The organism is Vibrio orientalis CIP 102891 = ATCC 33934, from assembly GCF_000176235.1.
GTDB lineage: Bacteria > Pseudomonadota > Gammaproteobacteria > Enterobacterales > Vibrionaceae > Vibrio > Vibrio orientalis.
This window is the reverse complement of sequence record NZ_ACZV01000004.1, coordinates 778,500-804,716: the sequence shown is the minus strand read 5'-3', so window position 1 is coordinate 804,716 and position 26,217 is coordinate 778,500. Positions and strand designations below refer to the sequence as shown.

The 26,217-nt window shown below is 45.3% G+C and carries 20 protein-coding genes and 1 tRNA gene; 12 read left to right on the top strand and 9 right to left on the bottom strand.

All coding sequences use genetic code 11. The annotated features are described in order from the left end of the window. Positions 1 to 52 precede the first annotated feature (52 nt). The 4 genes from VIA_RS07055 to VIA_RS07040 all read right to left on the bottom strand — a co-directional run bounded on the left by VIA_RS07055 (position 53) and on the right by VIA_RS07040 (position 5,308). The gene (locus tag VIA_RS07055; RefSeq protein WP_004418707.1) at positions 53 to 1,192 is read right to left on the bottom strand and encodes a dihydrolipoamide acetyltransferase family protein; all 1,140 of its coding nucleotides are present in this window, start codon (positions 1,190 to 1,192) and stop codon (positions 53 to 55) included. Further along, entirely contained in the window at positions 1,189 to 2,172 is a 984-nt protein-coding gene (locus tag VIA_RS07050) for an alpha-ketoacid dehydrogenase subunit beta (RefSeq protein WP_004412054.1), read from the bottom strand. Before VIA_RS07050 ends, VIA_RS07055 begins: the two co-directional genes overlap by 4 nt. Then, a complete protein-coding gene (gene pdhA / locus VIA_RS07045) occupies positions 2,165 to 3,271 on the bottom strand; it encodes a pyruvate dehydrogenase (acetyl-transferring) E1 component subunit alpha (protein WP_004412052.1) in 1,107 nt (368 codons plus the stop codon). The genes VIA_RS07050 and pdhA overlap by 8 nt, the downstream gene beginning before the upstream one ends. Positions 3,272 to 3,760: 489 nt before the next feature. Further along, positions 3,761 to 5,308, bottom strand: a complete 1,548-nt coding sequence (locus VIA_RS07040; protein ID WP_004412048.1) for an alanine/glycine:cation symporter family protein — start codon at positions 5,306 to 5,308, stop codon at positions 3,761 to 3,763. Positions 5,309 to 5,866: 558 nt separating this feature from the next. On the opposite strand from VIA_RS07040, the gene VIA_RS07035 reads away from it, so the two are divergent. The 5 genes from VIA_RS07035 (at position 5,867) to VIA_RS07015 (ending at position 13,403) form a co-directional block, all read left to right on the top strand. Beyond that, positions 5,867 to 6,406, top strand: a complete 540-nt coding sequence (locus tag VIA_RS07035) for a DUF3332 domain-containing protein (protein WP_004412046.1) — start codon at positions 5,867 to 5,869, stop codon at positions 6,404 to 6,406. A 218-nt stretch (positions 6,407 to 6,624) separates the two neighbouring features. Continuing rightward, positions 6,625 to 8,625 carry a HAMP domain-containing methyl-accepting chemotaxis protein gene (locus VIA_RS07030; protein WP_004418714.1) on the top strand — a complete coding sequence of 667 codons (2,001 nt, stop codon included), beginning with the start codon at positions 6,625 to 6,627 and terminating at the stop codon, positions 8,623 to 8,625. Positions 8,626 to 8,772: 147 nt separating this feature from the next. Then, complete coding sequence (locus VIA_RS07025) at positions 8,773 to 10,131, top strand: transporter substrate-binding domain-containing diguanylate cyclase (protein ID WP_004412044.1); 1,359 nt, start codon at positions 8,773 to 8,775, stop codon at positions 10,129 to 10,131. 139 nt (positions 10,132 to 10,270) lie between these two features. Further along, a tRNA-Gly gene (locus VIA_RS07020) sits at positions 10,271 to 10,345 on the top strand. Between the two features lie 361 nt (positions 10,346 to 10,706). Next, entirely contained in the window at positions 10,707 to 13,403 is a 2,697-nt protein-coding gene (locus VIA_RS07015; protein ID WP_004412042.1) for a hypothetical protein, read from the top strand. Between the two features lie 93 nt (positions 13,404 to 13,496). Here the strand turns inward: VIA_RS07015 and VIA_RS07010 are convergent, their stop codons facing one another. The 5 genes from VIA_RS07010 to VIA_RS06990 are packed head-to-tail and all read right to left on the bottom strand — an operon-like array spanning position 13,497 to position 18,415. Next, complete coding sequence (locus VIA_RS07010) at positions 13,497 to 14,381, bottom strand: hydroxymethylglutaryl-CoA lyase (protein WP_004412041.1); 885 nt, start codon at positions 14,379 to 14,381, stop codon at positions 13,497 to 13,499. A 7-nt stretch (positions 14,382 to 14,388) separates the two neighbouring features. After that, complete coding sequence (locus tag VIA_RS07005; protein WP_004412040.1) at positions 14,389 to 15,189, bottom strand: enoyl-CoA hydratase-related protein; 801 nt, start codon at positions 15,187 to 15,189, stop codon at positions 14,389 to 14,391. A gap of 9 nt (positions 15,190 to 15,198) precedes the next feature. Beyond that, entirely contained in the window at positions 15,199 to 16,800 is a 1,602-nt protein-coding gene (locus VIA_RS07000; RefSeq protein ID WP_004412038.1) for a carboxyl transferase domain-containing protein, read from the bottom strand. A gap of 10 nt (positions 16,801 to 16,810) precedes the next feature. Beyond that, entirely contained in the window at positions 16,811 to 17,980 is a 1,170-nt protein-coding gene (locus VIA_RS06995) for an isovaleryl-CoA dehydrogenase (protein ID WP_004412037.1), read from the bottom strand. Positions 17,981 to 18,037: 57 nt separating this feature from the next. Then, positions 18,038 to 18,415, bottom strand: coding sequence for a MerR family transcriptional regulator (locus VIA_RS06990; protein ID WP_004412035.1), 378 nt, complete (start codon positions 18,413 to 18,415; stop codon positions 18,038 to 18,040). 209 nt (positions 18,416 to 18,624) lie between these two features. On the opposite strand from VIA_RS06990, the gene VIA_RS06985 reads away from it, so the two are divergent. Genes VIA_RS06985 through VIA_RS06955 form a run of 7 tightly spaced genes read left to right on the top strand, consistent with a single transcriptional unit; the run spans position 18,625 to position 26,190 of the window. Next, positions 18,625 to 19,836 (top strand): thiolase family protein, encoded by a 1,212-nt coding sequence (locus tag VIA_RS06985; protein ID WP_004412034.1) that lies wholly within the window; start codon positions 18,625 to 18,627, stop codon positions 19,834 to 19,836. Positions 19,837 to 19,865: 29 nt separating this feature from the next. Then, a complete protein-coding gene (locus VIA_RS06980) occupies positions 19,866 to 21,359 on the top strand; it encodes a CoA-acylating methylmalonate-semialdehyde dehydrogenase (RefSeq protein WP_004412032.1) in 1,494 nt (497 codons plus the stop codon). 9 nt (positions 21,360 to 21,368) lie between these two features. Next, a complete protein-coding gene (locus tag VIA_RS06975) occupies positions 21,369 to 22,523 on the top strand; it encodes an acyl-CoA dehydrogenase family protein (protein WP_004412030.1) in 1,155 nt (384 codons plus the stop codon). A gap of 11 nt (positions 22,524 to 22,534) precedes the next feature. Beyond that, positions 22,535 to 23,323, top strand: a complete 789-nt coding sequence (locus VIA_RS06970; protein WP_004418717.1) for an enoyl-CoA hydratase — start codon at positions 22,535 to 22,537, stop codon at positions 23,321 to 23,323. A gap of 17 nt (positions 23,324 to 23,340) precedes the next feature. Beyond that, entirely contained in the window at positions 23,341 to 24,471 is a 1,131-nt protein-coding gene (locus tag VIA_RS06965; protein ID WP_004412027.1) for an enoyl-CoA hydratase/isomerase family protein, read from the top strand. Positions 24,472 to 24,524: 53 nt separating this feature from the next. Further along, positions 24,525 to 25,421 carry a 3-hydroxyisobutyrate dehydrogenase gene (gene mmsB / locus VIA_RS06960; RefSeq protein WP_004412025.1) on the top strand — a complete coding sequence of 299 codons (897 nt, stop codon included), beginning with the start codon at positions 24,525 to 24,527 and terminating at the stop codon, positions 25,419 to 25,421. A gap of 10 nt (positions 25,422 to 25,431) precedes the next feature. Continuing rightward, positions 25,432 to 26,190 (top strand): SDR family oxidoreductase, encoded by a 759-nt coding sequence (locus tag VIA_RS06955; protein WP_004412022.1) that lies wholly within the window; start codon positions 25,432 to 25,434, stop codon positions 26,188 to 26,190. The last annotated feature ends 27 nt before the right edge of the window (positions 26,191 to 26,217 follow it).

Sequence of the window (26,217 nt, the reverse complement as noted above, 5' to 3'; positions counted from 1 at the left end):
CTAGATTAAAAAACATAAAATGAACGCCGAATCGATGATTCGGCGTTTTTGTTTAGCGCTGTAAATGTTCGACCAGTTTTTTGGTAAATCTTGCTGCTTCGCCGCCGGTACAGGCCCGATGGTCAAAGGTAATCGATAGCGGCATCACTTTGATTGCAGTTGGCTTGCCATGGTCCATTATGACCCGTTCAATGATTCGACCTGCGCCGACGATCGCTACTTGAGGGGGGGAGACGACCGGAGTGGCAAATATCCCAGCAATCGCGCCAAAGTTGGAGAGGGTAATCGTCGCATTTTGCAGGCTTTCTCGGCCAATCTTACGCTCTCGAATCCCTTTGACGGTTTCATTTAGCCAGTTTCGAATATCGTCATTGTTAAAGGTTTCGGCATGTTTAAGCACCGGAACGTATAAACCGTGACTGCTATCGACCGCGATACCAATATTGACTCTACTATGTACACACCTTGTCATCGTTTCTGCATCAAACCATGCGTTCATCGCAGGCTCTTGCTGACAGGCATAAACCACCGCTTTAATTAATCGGCCGGAGATATCTTCAGAACTTGACCAGTTAGCGAGGCTTGCCTCTTCAGTAATGGTGACCGCGGCAACGTTATGGTGAGAGTCTGACATGGTAGACACCATAGTGCGCCGCGCCCCTTTAAGAACCTCTGTTCCTGGGCTTTGTTTACGCGCCTCAGTGTAAATGTCTGCATCGGTGACCATCCCATTGGCTCCACTACCATGAACCGTATTCAAGTCGACGCCAAGTTTCTTTGCTAGTAACCTTGCAGAAGGCAGTGCAGTGACCAATTCTTCATTGGTTGGATTGTGGGTACTGCCAATCCAAAAATCATCGACATCCACTTGGTGTGTCGTGTGCGAGACATTACCGACCACTGTTGCTGCATCGGTTTTATTACTTTGGGCTGATGAAGTTGAACCCACTAACTCAGGCTGCTCTTCAATTTCAAGCAATAGCGCACCGATATTGATGACATCGCCGGCTTCGCCATGACGGCTAATAACGACACCAGAGTAGGGCGCGGGAACTTCCACAACTGCTTTGGCTGTTTCAACCGTTAATACCACTTGGTCTAGCTCGACACTGTCACCAACCTTAATATGCCACTCAACAATTTCAGATTCGGCGAGTCCTTCACCGAGATCGGGTAATAAGAATGTTTTCATTTCCATCCCTCCACGAGCTCTCTAGCAGCGAGTACAATGTCTTGTTCTTCAATCATGAAATAATCTTCGTTTCTGTAATAAGGCATGATGGTGTCCATACCCGTTACGCGCCGAGGAGGGGCTTTAAGTAAACACATCGCATGCTCGGCGGTGCGGGCCAGTATCTCTGCGCCAACGCCGCAGGTTCGACTGGCTTCATGGACAACAAGTAGACGTCCGGTTTTCTCTAACGAACGTAGAATGGTGTCCATATCAATCGGCTTGATACTGGCGAGATCAATCACTTCGACTTCTATCCCTTGTGAGGAAAGCGTTTGTGCTGCTTGCAAAGATTCAACCACACAAGCTCCCCAAGTTACTAAGGTAATGTCTCGGCCTTTGCGCAGGGTAAAACACGTATCGAGTGGGAGTGCCTCTCCGCTGTCGATAACGTCAGATTTAACAGTGCGATAAATACGTTTGGGTTCAAAGAACATCACAGGGTCGTTACTTCTGATAGAAGCGAGTAACAAACCGTAAGCTCTTTGAGGAGAGGATGGGATGACGACTTTAAAGCCGGGAATATGAGCAAACAAAGCCTCAATACTTTCAGAGTGGTGCTCTGGTGCGTGTATACCGCCACCAAACGGAGCGCGAAACACGGCAGGGCAGGTTAATCTTCCGCGAGTTCGGTTTCGCATTCGCGCTGCATGACACATCAAGTGTTCCATCGCTGGGAAGACAAACCCTTGGAACTGGAACTCTGCGATTGGTCGTAAACCTTGAGATGCCATACCGACGGTTACACCGCCAATTAGCGCTTCAGCTAGCGGTGAGTCAATCACTCGTTTGAGGCCAAATCGTTCTTTAAGGCCAACGGTTGCTCTAAAGACCCCACCATTATCACCGACATCTTCGCCAAGCAGCACCACTGTTGGGTCTTTATCCATCTCATGATGTAGAGCTAGGTTAACCGCTTCAACTAATGTCAATTCAGCCATGTTTGCCTCCCTGCATTCGCATCGCTTTGTTGATCACTTTGTCGCGCTGTTGATTGAGTTCCAGTGGAGATTGCTCGTAAAGATAATCAAAGGCGGTTTCAGGGGCTTGTGGGGGCAGGTTCATGTAATGCTCAACCGCGGTTTCTACTTGTTCTTTACATGCTGTCAGCCACGCTTGTTCCTGCTCATCACTCCAAGCGTTCTTTGCGACAAGGTAGGCTTTAAGTCGAACAATGGGTTCGTACTGCCAAGCCTCGGAAAGTTCGTCGTTACTGCGATAGCGGCTTGCGTCATCGGCAGTAGTGTGATCACTTAGGCGATAGCTTATCGCTTCAATCAGCGTTGGCCCTTTACCCTTTCTAGCTCGGTCGAGAGCAGCCAGTACACAGTCGTGTACAGCCACAATGTCATTGCCATCGACGGTTACACCCTGAATACCCGCGCCTTTGGCTTTATCTGATAGGAACTCAGCAGCGGATTGAAGTGCTCGCGGAACGGAAATCGCCCATTGATTGTTATTAACGACAAATACCAATGGAAGATTCCAAGCGCCAGCGCAGTTAATACTTTCTAGGAAATCACCTTTCGACGTAGCGCCGTCGCCACAAGTGACGAGTGCAGCGTGGTGTTGATGTTCAATTTTCAGTGCCGCAGCGACACCTACTGCATGAGTGCATTGGGTAGCAATTGGAACGCAAAATGGCAAGTCACGGCAATGTTCCGGCGATTCACCATCGCTTGGTGTGACATGAAAGTCACTACCGCGTTCATCCCCGCCCCAATATTGAAGATTTTTTTCCATTGGGATGCCTCTGACCCACATAGCGGGCATATCGCGGTAGTAGGGGACGAACACATCTCTGGGGTGCATTGCATGGCCGATCGCCACGCCATAGGCTTCTGAGCCTAGGTGCGAAGGGTAGGTCCCTAGCTTACCAGTTCGTTGTAAGGCGACCGCTTTGTTGTCGTAGGTTCGGGTTAGTACCATATCTTTATAGAATCGCACTAACGTTGATAAATCTGCCCATGCTGGTAGCTGGTTAACTGACTCTCCTTGAAAATCAATAAACCGTAGCATCGGAAGTGTCTGAACATTCATTACTATCTCCTTGATATTGCAAAGGTGGATCGCACCGATAGCAATCTTGTTTGGCCCGCTGTTCATGTTTCGAACGCGCACCAAGATAGATACCTAAACTTCATACATCTTGTAACGCAAATTGAAATAACCTACTGACTGCTTGTTAGTAACGAAAGTTTTTGTCTGAAAACCTCCGATAAAGTAGCGAACAATTTCAAAAGCGTTGGTTATGTATAAGTGTAACCAAAATGTTAAAAATGGCTAATAAGCAGAACGAAATAGAGGGTAGCGGGTGGAACTTGCGAGAAAACATCTGGAGGATCATTCTAGTTTTTGATTTCAGCTTTGACGAAAGGTAGAGCTTTATACTTATGAGTGATAAATCAGCAAAACAAAGGTTTGTTTGATGCCAGTGAAAAAATGACAATAAAAAAGCAGCAGACCGTGGCCTGCTGCTTGTTCTTAGTAATGATTGAGCTTAGTAATGATTAAGCAATGCGCTTAGGATTACTCAGGCTGTTGCGTTAGTTTGCCTTCTTGCTGAACTTTGTACACTTTACCTGCGTTGAAACGCTCTAGGTAGTCAGCTAGGTCGCGCTTAACTTCTGGTACAAGAATGTAAAGACCAACAATGTTCACTAGTGCCATTGCAAAGATCATTGCATCAGAGAAGTCGATAACTGGACCTAGGTTCATAGCTGCGCCAATCACAACAAACACACAGAATTTAACTTTAAAGATAAGCTCTGCTGTTTTGCTCTCACCAAATAGGTAAGTCCAAGCTTTCAGGCCGTAGTAAGACCAAGAAATCATAGTAGAGAACGCAAACAGAACAACGGCGATTGCAAGTACATATGGGAACCAGCTGATTGCGCTACCGAATGCTGCTGAAGTTAGTTCTACACCTGCAAGGCCAGTATCTGTATCTAGATAACCAGTGATGATGATAACTAACGCTGTCATCGTACAGATAACAACAGTATCGATGAATGGTTCTAGTAGTGATACGAAACCTTCAGACATTGGCTCTTTAGTTTTAACTGCTGCGTGAGCAATAGCCGCTGAACCAACACCTGCTTCGTTCGAGAACGCTGCACGTTTGAAACCTTGGATAAGAACGCCGATTACACCACCTGTAATACCTTCACCAGTGAATGCACCGTTGAAGATTGCAGCAAATGCGTCATCGATTCGATCGTAGTTCATCGCAATGATGATAATTGCCGCACCAACGTAAATAGTTGCCATGAAAGGAACAACTTTCTCTGTTACTTTCGCGATTGACTTGATACCACCGATGATCACGATGCCGACAATAACTGCAAGAATAAGACCAAATAACCAGCCTTTGTCAGCGAAGAAAGATGCATCACCACCTGTTACGCCAACAACCTGTTTGAACGCTTGGTTTGCTTGGAACATGTTACCGCCGCCAAGTGCACCACCAATAGCGAATACAGAGAATAGAACCGCAAGAGTACGACCGAGAGCCGCATTGCCGCGCTTTGCCAAACCTTTGCTTAGGTAGTACATAGGGCCGCCAGATACCGAACCATCAGGGTTGGTATTACGGTATTTAACACCCAGAGCACACTCTACAAATTTACTCGACATACCGAGTAGACCTGCAAGGATCATCCAGAATGTCGCACCAGCGCCACCAATCGAAACGGCAACAGCAACACCAGCGATGTTACCAAGACCAACCGTACCAGATAGTGCAGTAGTTAGAGCTTGAAAGTGAGAAACCTCACCGTCAGCTTTTGATTTAGGATTCGAGAACTTCCCCGATACTAACTGAACCGCGTGTTTGAATCCGCGAACGTTAATAAAGCCTAAGTAGAAGGTGAAGAAAGTTGCTGCAACAACTAACCAAAGAACGATCCACGGCACCTGTACGTCTGTAAAAGGGAAGGGAATAGTCGAAAAGATCATTCCTACAAATGGGTTAACGATAGGTGCAACGACTTCGTTGATTTTGTCATCCAAAGTGGATGCTGCAGCGCTACCTGCAAATAGACTCGCCAATACGGCCAGCGATATACGCTTTGTCATGCTTTTCCTGCCTGTGAAATAGGTGTTTATATTATTAATATTTATATGAAGTTGTGTTTTGTTACATTTGTGTAACCTTGCCTATTATTCATTTTATAAATATCTAAGCAACATCATTGATGGAAAATATGATCCAGCGAGCAATTCTAAATTTAGCTAATTGATGTGTAATTTGTTGGCATTAATCACTGAAAAACACCTAATGTAATGGCGTATATGACTGCCTGTTGTTTTAATTAATGGTTTTATCTATTGATCTCGGCTGTGACGATAACACTAATTGATTACTCATTAACCATATAAACATGATGGAAGTGGGGGATTAAGTAGAGATAGATATTATGCTGGTTGCGTATAAATTAAGCATCTTTTACTACGCGGTTGATTGTATGTTAACCAGTGAGTTTACAAGCGATGATTTATTCATCTGTAGGAATAAACCCACCTAAAAACAGAAACTTAACACAGTAAACTTTGTGTAAAATGTTTAGTAAGAATATGGATTTAGAAATATTCAGGAGTATTATCTGCCACCTCAAATAATTATGGTGGTAAATTATGAAATCTAACGTGTTGAAAGTGGCAATTGTTGCTGGTTTAGGTCTAACTTCGTTAACAGGTTGTATGGGTCAAATGGCAACAACTGGTCTAGTATCAAAGTTCAACCTAGAAGTGGTTGATAACCGTTACGCTCGTGAAGGTATGTTCCTACTTCTTTCTCCAGCATACGGTATTGCGGGTACAGTCGATCTATTCGTGATCAACGCAATTGAATTCTGGACAGGTACTAACCCACTTTCAGGCAAGTCTCCAGCTGTGGTTGATACTCCAACTAAAAACTACATCAAAGTTAACGGCAGCTTAGACAGTTCACTAAAAGACGTTCCACTGTCAAACAACTCTAGTGTTGATCACGCTACTATGCAGCAGATTGACGCGAACACAATGCAAATGGACATCACGTACATCGACGGTACGCAAAAAGTACTACGTGGTGAGAAAGCAGAAGATAGCGTTGCGTTCTACCTAAATGATGAATACGTAACAACAGTTTCAAATGACGAACTGACTAACTACGTAGCAACAACGAACATCTAATTATCCTAGGCCTTTATGCGCAATGTATGAAGGCCTTTTCTTTTTCCTCTCTCTTTTCTCACGTTTTACCTCTTCTATTACTTTCTTCCTAAAATTTAGCTGTACCTCGCGTAAAACGGCACTTATAACTAAAGTTTAGAAAACGTGAATAACAACTATTTTACATAGTTGTAATAGCAGTTATATTGGTGCCGAGCCAAATATTAGGAGTTAGATGGATGAAACTCACGATATCAGGGAAGTTACAGCTAAGCTTTCTGTCACTTGCAGTACTTTTTATCGTTTCCGCATTTTTTACTTTTCGTAGTGTTAGCACGGTTGAAACCCAAACGACATCATTGCTTGATCGTGATTTGCCGACCGTCGATGCGGGTCGTACACTTCAGCAATCTATTCACGCAACAGTATCTTCTTTAAGAGCATACATGCTTTTGGGTGGTGAAGAGTCACTACAACAAACTCAGCAAGATAACCTCACTCAGGCGATTGACCGTGTCGAGATTCTGCTGATTTCTCTCGAAGAGTTAGTCGATGAGCAGAGCTATCAAGAGATCGTGGCCAAGTGGGCCGCAGTGTCTCAATCGCTCAGTGACATATCAGAGATGAGCCATAGTGAAGAGAACCTGCCCGCGCATGCTCTGTTTATTAATGAAGCCGCGCCTATCGCCGAAGTCGCATTAGACCAACTTCAAGGTTTGATTAATGACGAAGCGGGCAATACTGAAGGTGGAGAGCGTAAACGCTTGTTTAGACTGTATGCTGACAGCTATACCTCATTGGCCAACGCGCTTTCATCTATGCGTGATTTCTTACTTTATGGCAAACAAGAGCATCTTGATAAATACCAAGATTTTTTAAAGTCCCACGCGAAGTCTGTTGCTGAAATCGACTCTAAGGTCGCTTTATTGTCGAGCAGTGACCAAGGCTTGTGGTCGTTGTTTAAAGAAATGCAGCAGCTCTATTTCCCTTTAGCTGACCAAGTCGTTGCTCAAAGAAAAGCACCAGATTGGAATTTGGCGAATCAAAAAATGGCCAACGAGTTAGTGCCGGCAGTTGAATCGTTAGACTCAAGCTTAGAAATGGTGATCAATAAGCAGCAAGCGTTAGCGGATCGTTCAGGAGAGGGTATCTTCCAGTCAGTGAGTACAGTACTGCAATTGCTTATCGCCTCAATTGCTGTAGTGGTCGTAGTATCAGTCTCAACCGCGCACTTTATGGGCAAGAGCATTGGCCGTCGAGTTTCTGTTATTTCCAAGAGAGCAGAATCTATTGCTGATGGTGACGTGTCACAATCGCCACTGGCCGTTGAAGGTAGCGATGAACTGGCGAGTCTTACTCACTCTATTAATAAGATGAACGATGAACTGGAAAATATCGTCAAAGGCGTAACGAGTAAAGCCAATACGGTCAGCGGCAGTATGAGCGAATTGCTCAATGCGAATGCTCAGACGGTGACTCAAGTAGATAGCCAAAAAGCGACCATGGATCTCGTTGGTCAGCAAGTGGGTGAAGTGAGCCAGTCCGCAACAGATACGGCGCATCAGGCTGAGCAATCGGCGGCTACATTAGCTGAATCAAAAGTGCAGATCGAAGCGGGCTCGAAGGCGTTAGATCTAAACAAAACCACGATTGGTACATTGCATGACACGATCGGTAAAGCCAGCATCCAAGTGGATGCATTAAGCAAAGAAAGCGAGGCAATTGGACGCGTCACTGAAGTGATAGAAGGACTTGCTGAACAAACCAATCTTCTGGCGCTTAATGCTGCGATTGAAGCCGCACGGGCCGGAGAATATGGTCGAGGTTTTGCCGTAGTGGCTGATGAAGTGCGTATGCTCGCGACAAGAACTACTGAATCAACGACTGAGATCAACAATATCGTTAACGCGATTCAAACGTCGACTCAAGCGGTTGTGAGTGAAATTGAGAAGAGTAAAACGTTAGCCGAAGAAGGGGCAACCCACACCGAAGAGGCCTATGGAACACTGAGCTCAACCACTCACCAAATTGAAGCGCTCAACCAACAGATGCAAGATTTACTCAGTTCTGCACAGCAGCAATCGCATGCAACCGCAGAAATTCAATCTCTTATGGGACAAGTGATTGCTTCAGTTGAAGGAGTCGCAGAAATCTCAAACTCGTCAGCACAAATATCCAGTCAGGTGCGTGGACAAGTAGAAGAGTTGAATGGTGAAATGGCTCAGTTTAAAACCAACTAAACGTGGTTTGCAGAGGAATTATTGATAAGGCTCTCATATCCAAATTCAAGCGCTCTTAAGTATTGATATTTATACTAGACTTGTACAATAACAATATAGAAGCTCAAGGAGTAATACCTTGAGCTTTACTATTTATAAAGGTAAGTAGTGAAACGAATTTTTGTCAGTTTTTTCATCTTGATGTGCGCGACGGTCTATGCGCAAGAGCCTGAATCTAAGCAGCTCATTGTGGCAAATTCTAAGGCATGGAAACCGTTTTCTTTCATTAATAGTGACGGCGAGCCTGACGGTATCTTAATAGACTATTGGAACTATTATGGTGAAAAAAACGATGTGGAAATAGAGTTCCTATTGTTAGATTGGCAGTCTTCGTTAGATGCAGTCACTGAAGGTAGGGCGGATGTTCATGCGGGTCTGCTTTGGTCTGAAAACCGTGAGAGTTTTTTAGATTTTGCCCCGGTCATTATGTCTATTGATACTCAGCTATATATAAACCAAGAGTTAATCGGTATCGACTTGGATGAGCTTACCTTTGGTAAGCATGATTACGTCGTTGGAGTCGTAAGTGGCGGTTATGAAGAAGAATTTACTCGTCTCCATTTTCCTCATCTTAAGTTAAAGAACTTTGCCAATAACCAACAAATGATCGACGCGGCCTTTTCTGGAGACCTTGACGGCTTTGTCGCTGACTTACAAGTCGCCAACTTTTATCTATATAGCCGTAAAGAACCCAAACGATTCATCGGTGTACGCCACTTATATTCCGGGGATCTAATGCCGGCAGTTAAAGACGGTAACACGGAACTTCAGAAACAAATAACTGTGGCGATAAAGCAATTAGACTCTAAAGACACAGAGAAAATTTTTAACCGCTGGATGTACGTCAATACTGTTTACCCTGAATACCTTACCCACCTGATAGTTGGTGGTCTCCTTCTTGTGGGCGGGACATATATTTTTGTTTTACGTATCTCTGTTAAGCGAAAAACCCAAGCCTTAGAGCTGGCTAATAAGTCGCTCAAGAAGCTGTCCGAAACTGATCAGATGACAGGTATCAGTAATCGACGACACTTTTTCAATGAACTAAAAGTACGGATGAAACAACCAGGCTCAATTGTGATTATGATCTTCGATATCGATGATTTTAAGAACATCAATGATAGCCATGGCCACAAAGTAGGCGATCGGGTAATACGCAGTGTCGTTGGCGCGACCTCGAATGTGGTTTCGCACAAACATTTGTTTGCACGAATCGGAGGAGAGGAGTTTGTCGTTGTTGCCAATAACCTTAGCTATGAAAGTGCTATCGCTCTTGCCGAGAATATCTGTACATCGATACGCAGCGTTAAATTACCTGAAGATGATATCGAGAAGATTACCGTGAGTTTGGGCTGCGCATTTTATAGTAACAACGAAAATGATATTAACTTGTCAACCGCCGATCATTTGATGTACCAATCCAAACAATCAGGTAAAGACCAAGTGACTGCTCAGCGTTATTCATAATCTGCGTTAAGTGAAATCGATGATAAAAACAGCATACTTTAGGTAAATTGATGCTTAGTTCACCACTTAGTTCAATTGACGAAGAAAAGGCTTTTCTTTTCAGTCAGATGTGGCATATTGGTCAGGTCTTCAAGACGATGCGTACTTCGTATAATGGCTATTACCTCAGCCTTCCAAGCTGATGATGCGGGTTCGATTCCCGCAGTACGCTCCAATCCTTTCTTGCTTTCGTCGCATGACCATGTGACCAAGTCGCTCACGAGATGTTTGTAGCACTCGTTTTTCTAAGTTTTTCATTCCTTCTTTAATTTGAAAATAATGTCTCAGAATTCTATTCTATGGCTTGGTCTTTAATGTAATTCTCTTATTTCTTCACTCAAATCTATCTGCCTTTTTACTCGTTTACACGATGCATTTATATGCCAGATTTTTATAATTCAAACGCTAGTTTGGTATGAAAATCACTTGCCGTCAGGTTATTCCTACTCTTGCTCTAGCGCTTTCCTACTTCAATAAATTCTAACAATAGTAATATTAGATTCGAAATTCATTAATATTTATTACGGCATTGTTATATGTATAAAGCTAAGGCTGTTTTGTTTGGTTGTATCGCGATTCTATCGGGGTGTGATAATTATGATGGGAAGGCACAATTTAGTTCGAGTGGGGAGTTCGTTACTTCGTTACCTTCGAATTCTGTTCCAGGTGACCTTTATCCAGTCTCTTTTATCGCAAAAGTTGATAGGAAGCTGTCAGCTGACGCTAACTCATTAATCTATAAAGATAATGTTGAGGTTCAATCATCTGAAGTCGACTGTTTAAATGAAACCGTCGAAGGGCAGTATATATGCGCGATTTCTTTAAGAGTTACACCGCTTGCTAACGGTCCTGCCTCAGTAGAATTAGATATTGAAGGACAGAGGTTTCTCAATCAAACCTTTGTAACTCAAAGTGCTGTTATTGGACATATGCATAGCAATACTCTGCAAACATTTAACTTTCAAAAAGACAAGTTTGAAGCAGGTAAATCGCACCCAGTGGATTTGGTATTCACAAATATAGGCAGCGAAGTTGCTAATAATATTGATATTTCCTCGCTCTTTGAGCGCAAATTAACAGATGTTAAATCAACCTGTGGCACCTCATTAGAAGCAGGAGAAGGATGTTATATTCACGGTAATTACACACCTGAAGCTACAGATGTTAATGGGGTTAAATATAGCTTGACTTACGACGAAGGAGAGCAAGTAACTGTCGGCGCAAAAAATGTCTTAAATAAGGAACGCTTGGTTGGCAGAGTAATTAGAAATCTCCCTTTCAACATTGCGAGCAGTACCAGTTATGACGTTGAGTTTAGATTTAGTAACTTGGGCACAGAGCCAGTTACTAATATTCAAACCCAATTACTTGCGCCTAGTGTGAGTGAAATTCGCTTCGATGAATGCCAAGACAGTGCCTTAGCTGTTGGTGAATCATGCGCAGTTACCGCTTCGGTTGTTGGTGATGAAATAGGAACACTTACCGCTTTAGTTGGCATTCAGGGTGATAATGGGGACAGTGCCTATGCTACCGTGGTGAGTAATGTAGTTGAGTCTCCAATTGTTGCACATGTTGAGCAAGACCTACCGCAGAAGATGGCACTTGGTGCTGCATATGACTATCTGGTAACTTTCACTAACCAAAGTGACAGCCATGACGCTACAGGTGTGCGTTTTGCTCATTTGTATCCGGAATCTTACAGTATACATAGTAATACTTGCGTCGACTCAACCTTAAAAGCAGAAGAAAGTTGTCATATCTCTCTCACGACGACAGCTGAATCAACGGGAATTCAACACTATTCAAGTTACTTGATGTTCGACCAAGGGACAGCTGTAATATCCAGTTCGACATTATCCCGAGCTTCGGAACGTTCACTACATAGCGTTATTGATCTCGATTTTCCTAGCAATATGTTACTGAATCAAAGCTACCCGTTTCACGCAACATTTACAAATAATGGTTTAGTGGACACTGATTTAATATCTATTACTTCAATGACAACACAAAATGTTTTGATCAACAGCAATACATGTGAAGGAGAAATACTTCAACCCGGTACTTCTTGTCAGTTGAGTGGTGAATACTACACGACGCAATTAGGGCCAGTCCGATTAGAAGGAAACCTAAATTATGGTCCGAATCTTGATGAAGCGTTCAACTTTTCGAGTGAAGTAGTAGCCGTTCCAATTCATGGTTCAGTAAAAATTGGGTTACCTCAAAACATTGGTTTGAATAACACTTATCCAATTTCGTATGTATATCAAAACTTAAGTGCGGTTCACGACGCGAGCATGGTCAATGTGACTTTATCAAGCACTGCTCCTGTCCATGTTGCCACCAACACTTGTGAATCAAAAACGATACTTCATCCAGGTGAGGAGTGTGAGATTTCAGGAGAGTTTACGGCGACTCAACAAGGGTTGCACCAATTCCAATCTTCTATGACTTATAAAGAAGGTAATGCGGTTAAGATTAATAGCTCTGCCATAGTGAGTGATGTTGTCGTTTCATCTCAAGTAGAAGGAAGCTTGCCGATAGTAGGTTTAGGCCAAACTTATCCAATCCGATATGTTTTCAATAATGAATCGATTGTTGAGGCGAGTGGTATCCAAATATCACATAGTGCAAACCTAAACATTACATCCGATTCGTGCGGGACAACATTAACTGGTGGGGGGCAATGTGAAATTGTCGCTGAATATTCACCTTCAGAAAATGGCCAATTCGTACATACGCTAAATTTTGATTATGTCGAAGGGAACGAAATCGAATTAACTCAACCGGTTAAGGTTGTCGATGCTATTGCTCTTGATGAAGTGGTATATCAAGCGGGTTCACTGAGTCATAGCTTTGATGCTGCCGATCATTTTAACTATGCTTCTGATTATGGCTTTACAATATTGACTAAATTACAAGCTCTGGATATTTCGGGGAACCCAGAAAGCGTAGTACACGCTAAATGGGGAGGGACTGAAATGGATATTGAGTTGACACCAAGTGAGCCAATGACCTTTACGGGACATCGTGTAAATAATTGCTCTACAAGAAGTATGAATTCAACCATTGGTTGTGCATCTGGGAAACTGTCAAGTTTAAGGCTCACTCTTAATAGTGATAGCTTTAATGCGTTACCTAGTGGTGAGCAATCAGGAGTGATTTATATTACGTTGACACAATCAAACAATACTCATGTAGCAGTGTTTGGATTGCCAATACGGGTGATCAAGTAGTATATAATAGTATAAAGGGTAGTATTCTACTGATGCTGCCCTTTATCGGCTATGTTGCTCAATTAAGAGAGAAGACATACCAGCCCCATTGTATTAATTCAAATTCTTTCGAAGAGCTCGTCCTACTTCTACAATTTTCTCCAAATTAACTCCAGTTTCAATTCCAAGTCCATGACAAAGATAAACCACCTCTTCAGTAGCGACATTGCCTGATGCGCCTTTAGCATAAGGGCAGCCGCCAAGTCCAGCAACGCTAGAATCTATAGTGGAAATACCCATCAGTAACGCTTGATAGATATTGGCGATCGCTTGTCCGTAGGTATCGTGAAAGTGGACTGCGATACTTTCTTTAGGGCACTGGGCTAGAACGGCTTCAAGCATGGTGGCCACTCTCAATGGTGTACCTGTACCAATGGTGTCACCGAGTGAAATCTCATAGCAGCCGATATCGAGCATTTGCTTAGCTAGGCTGGCAACGTGTTTTGGATTGGTTGCACCATCGTATGGGCAATCAATGACGCAAGAAAGGTAGCCTCTTACCCGAATATTGTGCTCGCGTGCTAACGCTATTACAGGTTTAAAGCGGTTTAGGCTTTCAGTGATGGAGCAGTTAATATTTCGCTGGCAAAAGCTTTCAGATACAGAAGAGAAGACTGCCACTTCATCGACTTGGGATTGAATCGCTTGTTCTAGCCCTTTGATGTTAGGAGTAAGGGCTGAGTAGCTAACATTAGCTGCGCGTTGGATGTACTGAAATACCTGTTCAGAGTCCGCCATTTGCGGAATTTTATTGGCTGAGACAAACGCTCCAGACTCGATATGGCGAAGGCCAGTTTGAGAAAGCCGGTTGATCAGTTCTACTTTGACATCAAGCGGAACAGTTTTTTCGTTTTGCAGACCATCTCGGGGTCCAACTTCAACAATTTTGACCGACTTAGGTAGGGCAGAGACTATTGATTGAGTATGACTGCTATCCATAGTTCACCTACTTAATCCAATTAGGCGAGCGCTTATCGAGAAAAGCACTTAAACCTTCTTGGCCTTCGTCAGAGACTCTTACCTCAGCAATGAGTTCGCTGGTGTAGCGCTTTAATGGGCCATCAACCACGACTTGCTCGCACCTTGCGCAGAGTCTCTTGCTGAGCGCTAATGCATGAGGAGCAAGGGCCAGAATATTAGATATCCATCGTTCGGTGACATGATCAGTCTGCTCCTGATTGATTATCTGATGGGTCAGATCCAATTCGAGAGCACGCTGAGAGTCGATCAGTTCCGCGTTCAGCATATAGCGCCTTGTTTGCCTGATACCAATCGCTCTAATCACATAGGGCGCAATAGTGGCAGGGACCAGCCCAAGTTTTACCTCACTGAGACAAAACTTGGCATTCTCATGAGCTATGACCATATCGCAGCAACAGATTAGCCCGAGCGCTCCGCCAAATGCACAGCCATTGACGATGGCTAATGTTGGGTGAGGAAAAGTGTCGAGCTTTTCGAGTAGGGTTGCCAATTGATAGGCGTCATTCTGGTTATCTTCTTTACTTTTTGTGACCATTGAACGCATCCAATGTATATCGGCACCCGCTGAGAAGTGATTACCATCGCCAGTTAGAATTAAAGCTCGAACATTAGCATATGAGGATAGGGTATCTAACGTGGCGATCAATTCAGAAATCATCTGGTCATTGAACGCATTCGCGACGTCAGGGCGATTCAGACGAATGTGAGCAATGCCAGATGCGTCTACATGGTAATCTATGGTCTCGGTATCTGAGGATGAGGACATGATAATCACCTACATTCTAAATATGCCAAACTCGCTGTCGGCAATGGGTGCATTAAGGGAGATTTTTAACGCATGAGACAAAACATTGCGCGTCTGTTTAGGGTCGATAATGCCATCATCCCACAAGCGAGCACTGGCGTAGTAGGGGTGGCCTTGGGTATTGTATAGGTCCAAAATTTCTTGTTTAAAGGCTTGTTGCTGATGCGGTTGCCACTCGCTTCCTTCTCTTTGCATCACTTGGTTTTTTACTTGGGTTAACACACCAGCAGCTTGCTCGCCGCCCATGACGGAAATACGCGCATTTGGCCACATCCACATCATGGTTGGATTATAAGCTCGGCCGCACATGCCATAATTGCCAGCGCCATATGACCCGCCAATAATGATGGTGAACTTAGGGACGTCAGCACAGGCAACGGCCATGACAAGCTTTGCGCCATTCTTAGCGATGCCGCCTTCTTCATACTTTTTGCCCACCATAAAGCCGGTGATGTTTTGCAAAAATAACAAAGGGATTTTGCGTTTCGCGCACAGCTCAATAAAATGCGCGCCTTTTTGCGCCGACTCTGAAAACAAAATGCCATTGTTAGCGACAATACCAATTAAGTCACCGTTGATTCTTGCGAAGCCACAGACCAAGGTTGTGCCAAACAGCGCTTTAAATTCATCGAACTCTGATCCATCGACGATACGGGCGATCACTTCTCTAACATCAAACGATAATCGTAAGTCAGAATTCACAATACCGTATAGATCGGATGCATCGTAATGCGGAGTTAAGCCGTTGTTTTTGGAGGTGGGGATTGAAACGTTACTGCTGGATATGGCCTGCCTAGCAAGCTCTAACGCATGAGTTTCATCCTGCGCATAATAGTCAGCCACACCAGACTTACGGCAGTGAACATCTGCGCCGCCGAGCTCTTCATCCGTCACGACTTCTCCCGTTGCGGCTTTTACTAACGGAGGGCCAGCGAGAAAGATAGTGCCTTGCTGCTTAACGATGATGGAAACATCGGCCATTGCAGGAATATAAGCGCCACCTGCGGTACATAAACCAAGAACCACAGCAATCTGAGGAATACCTTGAGCCGACATCCTGGCTTGATTGTAAAAGATCCGACCGAAATGTTCTTTGTCGGGGAAAACGTCTGCTTGATGGGGTAGGTTAGCCCCGCCAGAGTCGACTAAGTACACACAGGGAAGCTGGCATTGTTGAGCGATCTCTTGAGCTCTTAAATGCTTTTTCACGGTGAGAGGGTAATAGGTCCCCCCTTTGACCGAAGGGTCGTTGGCGATGACCATACAATCGATTTGTTGAATCTTGCCAATGCCTGCGACAACCCCTGCGCAGGGAATATCATCGTCATAAACTTGCCATGCAGCAAACTGAGCGATTTCTAAGAAGGGGCTATCCTTGTCAAGCAGCTTGGCGATTCTGTCGCGCACCGGTAATTTCCCTTTAGCGCGTTGGCGCTCGATGGCTTTTTTACCGCCGCCAAGCATAATCTTTTCGAGATCAGACTCTAAGATTGAAACCAGTTCCGACATCGCTTCAACGTTCTTTTGATAGAGCTCAGAATCAGGTTTGATTTTAGTTTTTATTATCGGCATCGACATATCCTTATCGCGACTCTTCAAACAGCTCTCGGCCAATCAACATGCGGCGAATTTCGGAGGTTCCTGCGCCAATCTCATACAGCTTGGCATCACGTAGTAGCCTTCCGGCTGGAAACTCGTTGATGTAGCCATTGCCGCCAAGCAGTTGGATCGCATCGAGCGCGAGTTGCGTTGCGAGTTCGGCGCAATAAAGGATCGCGCCTGCGGCATCTTTGCGTGTGGTCTGTTTGTTGTCACACGCTTTCGCAACGGTATATAGATAGGCACGTGCGGCGTTGGTGCGGGTATACATATCGGCGACTTTCGCTTGAACTAACTGGAACTCACCGATTGAACGACCAAACTGTTTGCGGTCATGAATGTAGGGGATGACGATGTCTAAGCAGGCTTGCATGATACCGAGAGGGCCAGCGGCGAGAACAACACGTTCATAATCTAAACCGCTCATCAAAACTTTAACACCTTGATTGAGCTCCCCTAGGATGTTTTCTTTCGGCACCGGGCAGTTGTCGAATACAAGCTCGCAGGTGTTTGAGCCACGCATACCTAACTTGTCGAGCTTCTGCGCATGGGAAAAACCAGAGAACTTTTTTTCAACAATGAAGGCGGTGATGCCATGGGAGCCTTTGTCTGGTTCGGTTTTGGCATAGACAACAATGACGTCAGCGTCTGGACCATTGGTGATCCACATTTTGGAACCGGTAAGCAGGTAATAGTCACCGTTTAACGTTGCTTTAAGCTGCATGCTGACCACGTCTGAACCCGCATTAGGTTCACTCATGGCAAGTGCACCTATATGACTGCCATCAATCAATTTGGGCAGGTACTTGGCTCTTTGCGACTCGTTCCCATTACGAAATATTTGATTTACACACAAGTTAGAGTGTGCACCGTAGCTTAAGGCAACAGAAGCTGACGCTCGGCTAATCTCTTCCATGGCAATGACATGGGCAAGATAACCCATGTGGGCACCACCATATTGCTCATCAACAGTAACGCCGAGTAAACCCATTTCACCGAACAAGGGCCAAAGCTGATTGGGAAAGGCATTATCTTGGTCGACTTGGCTGGCGAGTGGGGCGATGTTTTGTTGAGCAAAGCCATGTACGTGTTCACGTAATAGGTTGAGCTCTTCATCTAGCCCGAAATTGAGCGAGGTAGTTTGCGATAACATAATGCCTCCGATAGTTCGGCTGTGACAACATAATAGAAGACATTAATAGTGGTTGAGTTAGCTAGCTTTACGAGTATCCAGCGCTTGTTCACAGCGCTCTCTTGCAATTTTCAAGTCGTCTAGCATACTTTCTATGTCTTCCATTTGGCGCTTCAGCAGCGCTTCCTTTTCATCAATGATCTTCAGCATTTCAGTGAGCTGAGTCTCGCCTTGATGGGTATCGTATAGTTCAAATAATTCACGTATTTCGGCCAGCGAAAAGCCAAGTCGTTTGCCCCTAAGAATCAACTTAAGGCGAGTTTTATCGCGGCGGTTGTATATACGCATAGTGCCTTTACGTTCAGGCTGGATCAGTCCCTCATCCTCATAAAATCGGATGCTTCGAGTCGTAATATCAAATTCCTTGGCGAGGTCGCTAATCTTGTATTTTTCCACTGAACTACCGTTCCTTTCTTCTGGGCAATAGGGTCGATCGTCACGATGAATTTATCTTTTGTTTCAAAGTTGACGTTTACGTAAATGTTAGTGCTATGCTTACGTAAACGTCAAGAAATTAAATCTGACCACAAACGACGCTTGGTAAGGACAATCAAGGTAGTAACAGTACTTTGCCAAGCTGTACGCAACGTCAAAGAGGGCGGAGCATGGAACAGCAAGAAGTATGGATAGTCGCGGCAAAGCGCACGCCGATGGGCAAGTTTCAAGGGGCGCTGTCTAAAATGGGCGCGCCACAACTTGGTGCTATCGCCATCGGTTCGGTTGTCAAACAATCAGGTATTGCACTTGATGTTATTGACGAGGTCCTGATGGGCTGCGTGCTTCCGGCAGGCTGTGGTCAAGCACCTGCACGTCAAGCGGCAATCGGTGCAGGTCTTGCTGATAATATTCCTTGTACCACAGTGAATAAAGTGTGTGGCTCGGGTATGAAAACCGTCATGCTTGCCTACGACATGATTAAATCAGGTTCGATTCACTGTGCGCTCGCTGGTGGTATGGAGAGCATGACTAATGCACCTTATTTGCTCAAAGAATCGCGTAGCGGGATGAGAATGGGGCATAAGACCACATTCGACCATATGTTTTTAGATGGATTACAAGATGCTTACGAAGGCGAGTTGATGGGCGTCTATGGGCAAAAAGTGGCGGACCAACTTGGGTTTACTCGTGAACAAATGGATGATTGGGCAACACGATCCGTTGAACGAGCGCTCGCTGCACATCGACAAAAACTGTTCCAAACTGAAATCATCCCAATTGATGTTACTGACGACCTCGCCCTTGACTACGACGAGCTTCCCCCTTCAATCGATAAAGAGAAAATTTCCAAACTCAAAGCTGCATTTGCTCACAATGGGACGATCACCGCTGCGAATTCGAGTGCAATCTCAGATGGCGCAGCAGCCTTGATGGTTATCGATTCAACTGCGGCGAAGAAACAAGGATTAAAACCGTTAGCGATCATTAAAGCCCACGCGAGTCATGCAAGGAAGCCGAGTGAATTTGCGGTCGCCCCTGTTTATGCCATTCAAAACCTCTTGGCTAAGCTCGATTGGGAAATCGAAGAGGTTGACCTTTGGGAGATCAATGAAGCCTTTGCGGTGGTAACTCAGATCGCGATACAAGAGTTACTAATCAGTCCCGATAAAGTGAACGTGAAAGGTGGCGCCTGTGCATTGGGCCATCCTATAGGGGCGAGTGGCGCGCGGATTTTGACGACGCTTATCTATGCGTTACGTCAACTGCAATCAATCGGCGTCAATGGTGACGCAGCGAATAGGAAAACGATGAAAGGGATAGCGGCTATTTGTATCGGTGGCGGGGAAGCCACGGCGATAGGCATTGAAATCCCTTTATAAGGTAACTAGAAAACGGTAAGGAAATCGCAATGACACAACTTGTCCCTTTATTTATTGGTGGAGAGTTCTGCCAATCTAATAGTGATGAATGGCTCGAAGTGACCAACCCTGCTAACAATGCCGTCATCGCAGAGCTTCCGTGTGCGACGAATGACGAAATGGAGCGTGCTATCCAAAATGCGTACGATAGTTTTCTCACCTGGAAGGACGTCGCCGTGTCAGAACGGGCTCGGCTGATGCTGAGATATCAACACTTGTTGAAAGAACATCACGATGAGTTAGCAGAACTCCTTTCGAAAGAAACCGGTAAAACAACCATTGATGCGAAAGGCGATGTTTGGCGCGGAATTGAGGTCGTTGAACAGGCGGCCAACATCGCAAGCAACATGATGGGGGAAACGGTCGAGAACGTCGCAACCGATATTGATAGCTATTCGTTAATCCAACCGCTTGGTGTTTGCTGTGGTATTACCCCTTTCAATTTTCCTGCGATGATTCCATTGTGGATGTTTCCGCTGGCGATAGCGGCTGGTAACACCTTTGTACTGAAACCTTCTGAGCAGGTGCCTTTAACCGCGATGCGTTTAGCTGAACTGTTTGAGCAAGCGGGAGCACCAAAAGGCGTGTTACAGGTTGTTCATGGTGGTAAACCGCAAGTGGACTATCTCCTTGCTCACCCAATCATTAAGGCGATCTCTTTTGTTGGTTCTGTACCGGTCGCCCAATACATTTACCAAACCGGTACTTCTCATAATAAACGTGTTCAAGCTTTTGCTGGTGCGAAAAACCATATGGTTGTTATGCCTGACGCCAATAAAGCTCAAGTGTTGAGTAATTTAGTGGGCGCTTCAGTCGGTGCTGCAGGTCAGCGCTGTATGGCGATCTCCGTCGCTGTTTTTGTTGGTAGCTCGAAAGAGTGGATTGGTGAACTCGCTGGGGAAATGGCCAAAGTAACGCCAGGTGCTTGGAATGATGACAAAGCAGGCTACGGGCCATTAATCAGTAAGCAAGCGAAAGCAAGAGTGGTCGCCTTGATTGATGAAGGCAGGGCGCAAGGCGCGAAATGTGAGTTAGACGGTAGTCAATGCGCCGTTGATGGCATGCCGGATGGCAACTGGCTTGGCCCAACTCTGTTTAGTGGCGTCACGACGGATATGTCTATCTATCAGCAGGAGATATTTGGACCCGTATTGGTGTGTCTAGAAGTGGAAACCTTAGAAGAGGCCATCGTCCTTATTAACAACAACCCATATGGCAACGGCACCTCGATTTTTACTGCTAATGGGGCCGCTGCGCGAAAATATCAGCATGAAATTCAGGTTGGTCAGGTTGGTATCAATGTGCCAATCCCTGTGCCATTGCCATTTTTCTCTTTTACTGGTTGGCGAGGTAGCTTTTACGGCGACTTACACGCCTATGGCAAACAGGCAGTCAGGTTCTATACCGAAACGAAAACCGTGACGGCACGTTGGTTTGATGATGACATTCCAACTGGGCCCAATATGACCATTCAGTTGCGATAAGGGGCGGGTATGGATTTCGAACTAAATGAAGACCAAAGGGCTTTTGCGGATATCGCAGCTCAATTTGCGAGAGATAAACTCGCACCAATGGCTGAGGAGTGGGATCAAAAGCAAATCTTTCCTAAAGAGGTGATTCGTGAAGCAGGTGAACTTGGTTTCCTAAGTCTTTATACCCCCGAAGAGCAAGGCGGCTTAGGTTTACCAAGGTTGGATGCATCAATCATATTTGAACAACTGGCGATGGGCTGCACTTCAACAACGGCATTTATGACGATTCACAATATGGTTTCTTGGATGGTCGCAAGTTTTGCGAGTGAAACCGCCCGACAAACCTATTGTGAAAAACTGATCACGGGCGAATGGCTAGGGTCTTATTGCCTTACAGAGCCTAACGCGGGGTCTGATGCAGCGGCACTCGTAACCAGTGCTCAGCAAGTCGATGATGGTTATCTCATTAATGGTTCGAAGGTGTTTATTTCTGGGGCGGGCGAGACTGACGTTTTAGTTGTCATGGCAAGAACCAGTGATGACGGTGCAAAAGGGATCTCAGCGTTTGTCGTTCCGGCAACAGCACAAGGTATTAGTTACGGACGAAAAGAGCCGAAAATGGGTTGGAACTCTCAGCCAACTCGGAGCATTAATTTCGACAACGTAAAGATCCCCAAAGACCACTTATTAGGCGAAGAAGGCCAAGGTTTTGTATTTGCGATGAAAGGGTTAGATGGTGGCCGAATTAACATCGCCACTTGCTCAATTGGCACCGCGCAGCAAGCGTTAAATCAAGCGACTCAATATCTTAAAGAACGAAAACAGTTTGGTAAGCCTATCGCTCAGTTTCAAGCACTGCAATTCAAGTTAGCAGACATGGCGACCGAGTTAGTTGCGGCGCGTCACTTGGTGCGCCTTGCTGCAAGCAAATTAGATAGTGGTGACACAGAAGCGACAGCTTACTGCGCAATGGCTAAGCGATTTGCCACCGACGTGGGTTTTAAAGTGTGTGATCAGGCATTACAGCTTTATGGAGGCTATGGTTATATCAAGGAATATCCAATGGAAAGGTATTTCCGAGATGTGCGTGTTCACCAAATTTTGGAAGGCACCAACGAGATCATGCGAGTGATCATTGCGAGACGATTGCTTGCTGAAGGTGCACAAATTTTTTAGGGGAAAGAGCGATGACACAGCAGAACAGTTTGGCGTTACCACATGAAATAAATGGTCATGTGGCGGTGGTAACCATGAACAACCCACCCGCCAACACATGGACGAAGCAAAGTCTAAATGAGCTTAAGCAACTGGTTCACGCACTCAATAATAATGCTGACGTATATGCGCTAGTGATTACGGGAAATGGGACAAAATTCTTTTCAGCGGGGGCAGATCTTAAGTTATTTGCATCGGGTGAGAAGAACATTGCATGGGAGATGGCCCAAGCCTTTGGGGAAGCCTTTGAAGCATTGTCTGCTTTTCGAGGTGTTTCCATTGCAGCCATCAATGGTTATGCAATGGGCGGAGGGTTGGAAGTTGCTTTAGCGTGCGATATTAGAATTGCTGAGACTCAAGCTGTCATGGCATTGCCAGAGGCCAAAGTTGGACTTTTACCCTGTGCAGGAGGCACACAAAACCTTACGGCACTTGTTGGTGAAGGTTGGGCAAAACGAATCATTTTGTGCGGAGAGCAAGTCGATGCCATAAAAGCCCACTCGATTCGCTTAGTCGAAGAGGTGGTCGATCAAGGTCAGGCGCTCGAAACCGCTCTAATGTTGGCCCAAAGCGTTGCTAATCAATCCCCATCCTCAGTTACTGCGTGTAAGTCTTTGATTCAAAATAGCCGTACAGATCCAATTGCTCATGGCCTAGTTAAAGAACGTGAGCTATTCATGCAGCTATTTGATACCAAAGATCAAAAAGAGGGGGTGAATGCCTTTCTCGAAAAACGTCAGCCAAATTGGAGCAATAGTTAGCTCTAAGGAGTAACGATATGAGTGATACCGTTCATTTTGTTGAACTGCCTTGTAGCGGTAGCCCTTATAAAATTGGCGTCGTAACTTTACATAACGAAGCTTCATTAAATGCCTTAACGCTCGATATGTTAGTCAGTTTAAAAGCTCAACTCGAGAAGTGGCATGAGGATGACACGATTGTTTGTGTTGTGCTTGAGGGCGCGGGTGAAAAGGCATTCTGCGCTGGTGGTGACGTACGCACCATGTTTAATGTCATGCAAGGTTCTAACCCAGATGAAATCGAGAATTTCTGCTCGATGTATTTTAGTGTCGAGTATCAATGTGACTATCTGATTCATACCTACTGCAAGCCTATTATTGCATGGGGCCATGGCATTGTGATGGGCGGTGGTATGGGGCTTTATATGGCATCAAGCCACAAAGTTGTCGCGCCAGACTCCAGATTAGCCATGCCAGAAGTTTCAATCGGCCTTTTTCCCGATGTGGGCGCAACGTGGTTTTTGAACCGCTTAGATAGCGGAATTGGGTTGTTTTTGGGCTTAACCGGAATGATGGTCAATGCGGCGGACGCGGTTGAGCTCCACCTGGCCGACCATCTGGTGCTAGAAAGCCATAAAGAGAGCTTTGTTGAGCAGTTGCAAGTCGCAGATTGGGATTGCGTAGAAGATACCTATGAAGTGGTGACTGAGCTACTGGAGGGATTCGAAGCTGAGATAAGTGACCAAAAGCCCGAACTTCAAATCATGCCTTACTTTAATCACATCCAACAAGCATGCGCTGCCGATGATGTACTACATGTAACAGACAATATTCTTGCTTTAGCAGGTGATGCGAAATGGCTTAGCAATGCAAAAGCGAATTTAGTGTCTGGTAGCCCAATTACGGCGCATATTTGCTTTAGGCAGATGAACGATTATAGCGACTTATCGTTGGCAGAGTGTTTCAGATTAGAGCTGATTTTAGCGGTGAATTGCGCCCTATTAGGAGAGTTTCAAGAAGGGGTTCGCGCGCGCCTAATCGACAAAGATGGTCAGCCCAATTGGAGGTTTGCCAATATTTCCAAAGTAGAACCAGAAGCTATCGATAAGCTGTTTGTATCGATATGGGATCAAGAGTCTCACCCACTGGTCAAATTAGGTCATTACTAGAGGCCATAGCTAGATAGGCCAAACATCACATAAATAAGTGAGAGGATAACGTTATGGGGACGGTAGCATTCGTTGGGTTAGGTAATATGGGCGCACCAATGGCGCGCAATCTGCTTTCTGCGGGTTTCAAGGTACAAGTCTATGATGTCGTAACTGAAATGGCTCAAGAACTAGGGGCATTTGGAGCAATCCCTTGTGCTTCAATCGAAGAGGTTACGCGTGGCGCTGATACAGTGATTACCATGCTGCCTGCGGGAGAGCATGTTAGAGCGGTTTACCTATCCGATGATGGTATTTTGGACCATGTTAGCGGTGACACCTTGCTTATAGATTCTTCGACGATTGATCCAGAAACGGCGAGACTGGTTGGTCAACAAGCCGGTGGAAAAGGGATCAGTTTTACCGATGCGCCCGTTTCTGGCGGCGTTGCTGGAGCGAAAGCAGCGACGCTGACCTTTATTGTTGGCGGCAAAGAGCAAGACTTTTCTAAGGCGGAACAAGTCCTGCGTCATATGGGCAAAAACATTTTTCATGCGGGAGACGTGGGCTCTGGGCAAATGGGAAAGATCTGCAATAACTTAATGCTTGGTATTTTGATGTCGGGAACTTGTGAGGCGTTGAATTTAGGCATCGACAACGGCTTAGATCCAAAAGTATTGTCCAACATCATGCTTCAAAGCTCAGGGAGAAACTGGGCTCTTGAGCTCTACAACCCTTGCCCTGGCGTGATGGAAAACGCACCTGCCTCCAACCAATACCAACCGGGCTTTATGAGTAAACTCATGCTCAAAGACTTAGGTCTTGGGCTTGAAGCGGCTACGAAAAGTCAATCGTCCGTGCCAATGGGGGCGTTGGCTAGAAACCTATACGCTTTCCATAACATGAACGGTAATGAGGAACTCGATTTTTCTAGCCTGTTTGAGTTCTATCAATCGCAGTCAAAGTCATAGGAGAAACGCTATGAACTTAAAAGAAAGCGTCATCGCGATTACGGGGGCAGGACAGGGATTAGGGCAGATGATGGCGGTAACGCTCGCCCATGCGGGGGCTGAGCTAGCATTGATTGATGTGAATGAAGAAGCGCTGAAAGTGACTCAAGATCAGTGCCATATGCTAGGGGTCAAAGCGCTGACCTATAAAGCGGATGTCACCAATGAGAATGAGGTAGAGCAAACCTTTAGTGACATTGTCACTGATTTTGGTCAGTTGGATGGACTGGTGAATAATGCGGGAATTTTACGTGATGGGTTATTGGTCAAGGTGAAAGATGGTCACATTTCTAAGATGTCGTTGGAGCAATTTACCTCAGTGATTGATGTTAACTTAACCGGTACCTTTCTCTGTGGTCGAGAAGCCGCGATACAAATGATTGAAACCAAACGACAAGGGATGATCATCAATATTTCCAGCGTAGCGCGAGCAGGGAATATAGGGCAAACCAACTACGCGGCATCTAAGGCGGCGGTGGCGACATTAGCCACCACTTGGGCTAGGGAGCTCGCAAGGTATGGCATTAGGTCTGCTGCGGTTGCTCCAGGGGTAATAGAAACTCCGATGGCTGCGCAAATGAAACCAGAGGCCATAGAGCGCCTTGAAAACATGATTCCTGTTGGCCGAATGGGTCATACCAACGAAATAGCAAGCACAGTGAAGTTCTTGTTTGAAAATGACTACGTAAATGGCCGTGTCATTGAAGTTGATGGTGGAATAAGAATGTAACTCAGATGGCAAATCAACATAGTCTGA

What these genes read in the sequence shown, in the direction of transcription:
- VIA_RS07055 (WP_004418707.1), bottom strand. Translation starts at nt 1,192, where the DNA reads ATGAAAACATTCTTATTACCCGATCTCGGTGAAGGACTCGCCGAATCT.
- VIA_RS07050 (WP_004412054.1), bottom strand. Translation starts at nt 2,172, where the DNA reads ATGGCTGAATTGACATTAGTTGAAGCGGTTAACCTAGCTCTACATCAT.
- pdhA (WP_004412052.1), bottom strand. Translation starts at nt 3,271, where the DNA reads ATGAATGTTCAGACACTTCCGATGCTACGGTTTATTGATTTTCAAGGA.
- VIA_RS07040 (WP_004412048.1), bottom strand. Translation starts at nt 5,308, where the DNA reads ATGACAAAGCGTATATCGCTGGCCGTATTGGCGAGTCTATTTGCAGGT.
- VIA_RS07035 (WP_004412046.1), top strand. Translation starts at nt 5,867, where the DNA reads ATGAAATCTAACGTGTTGAAAGTGGCAATTGTTGCTGGTTTAGGTCTA.
- VIA_RS07030 (WP_004418714.1), top strand. Translation starts at nt 6,625, where the DNA reads ATGAAACTCACGATATCAGGGAAGTTACAGCTAAGCTTTCTGTCACTT.
- VIA_RS07015 (WP_004412042.1), top strand. Translation starts at nt 10,707, where the DNA reads ATGTATAAAGCTAAGGCTGTTTTGTTTGGTTGTATCGCGATTCTATCG.
- VIA_RS07010 (WP_004412041.1), bottom strand. Translation starts at nt 14,381, where the DNA reads ATGGATAGCAGTCATACTCAATCAATAGTCTCTGCCCTACCTAAGTCG.
- VIA_RS07005 (WP_004412040.1), bottom strand. Translation starts at nt 15,189, where the DNA reads ATGTCCTCATCCTCAGATACCGAGACCATAGATTACCATGTAGACGCA.
- VIA_RS07000 (WP_004412038.1), bottom strand. Translation starts at nt 16,800, where the DNA reads ATGCCGATAATAAAAACTAAAATCAAACCTGATTCTGAGCTCTATCAA.
- VIA_RS06995 (WP_004412037.1), bottom strand. Translation starts at nt 17,980, where the DNA reads ATGTTATCGCAAACTACCTCGCTCAATTTCGGGCTAGATGAAGAGCTC.
- VIA_RS06985 (WP_004412034.1), top strand. Translation starts at nt 18,625, where the DNA reads ATGGAACAGCAAGAAGTATGGATAGTCGCGGCAAAGCGCACGCCGATG.
- VIA_RS06980 (WP_004412032.1), top strand. Translation starts at nt 19,866, where the DNA reads ATGACACAACTTGTCCCTTTATTTATTGGTGGAGAGTTCTGCCAATCT.
- VIA_RS06975 (WP_004412030.1), top strand. Translation starts at nt 21,369, where the DNA reads ATGGATTTCGAACTAAATGAAGACCAAAGGGCTTTTGCGGATATCGCA.
- VIA_RS06970 (WP_004418717.1), top strand. Translation starts at nt 22,535, where the DNA reads ATGACACAGCAGAACAGTTTGGCGTTACCACATGAAATAAATGGTCAT.
- VIA_RS06965 (WP_004412027.1), top strand. Translation starts at nt 23,341, where the DNA reads ATGAGTGATACCGTTCATTTTGTTGAACTGCCTTGTAGCGGTAGCCCT.
- mmsB (WP_004412025.1), top strand. Translation starts at nt 24,525, where the DNA reads ATGGGGACGGTAGCATTCGTTGGGTTAGGTAATATGGGCGCACCAATG.
- VIA_RS06955 (WP_004412022.1), top strand. Translation starts at nt 25,432, where the DNA reads ATGAACTTAAAAGAAAGCGTCATCGCGATTACGGGGGCAGGACAGGGA.